The organism is Kordia jejudonensis, assembly GCF_001005315.1.
In the GTDB taxonomy this organism is placed as follows: Bacteria; Bacteroidota; Bacteroidia; order Flavobacteriales; family Flavobacteriaceae; genus Kordia; species Kordia jejudonensis.
Genome location: NZ_LBMG01000204.1, coordinates 1 through 329 on the forward strand (window position 1 = coordinate 1; position 329 = coordinate 329).

At 32.8% G+C, this 329-nt stretch carries 1 pseudogene; it reads right to left on the reverse strand.

The features are described from left to right. Positions 1-329 (reverse strand): annotated as a pseudogene (locus AA089_RS25400) (RHS repeat domain-containing protein); the annotation flags it as partial.

Sequence of the window (329 nt, forward strand, 5' to 3'; positions counted from 1 at the left end):
TTAAACGAAAATAACTTGTTTGCATCATTAGGATCTGTATCATTGATGCCTTTAAGCCAACCACGAACCGTATAGCTATAATCAATTTCTTGAAGCGGATTTGCTTCTGTATTTCCAACTTTTTTAGCTTCTAAGCTTCCTAATTCATCATAGGTATTTGCAAGAATTAATTCCTCTTGTTGATTGTTAATTTGTTGTTTGTGAGTTAGCAAACGCCCTGAACGATCGTATGTAAATCTATCAATGGTTATGATAGATGAATTCCCGCTTTTTGTATGTAACGATTTTGTCTCTGTTATTTTTCCTGTGAAATCAAGCTTAATTTCATT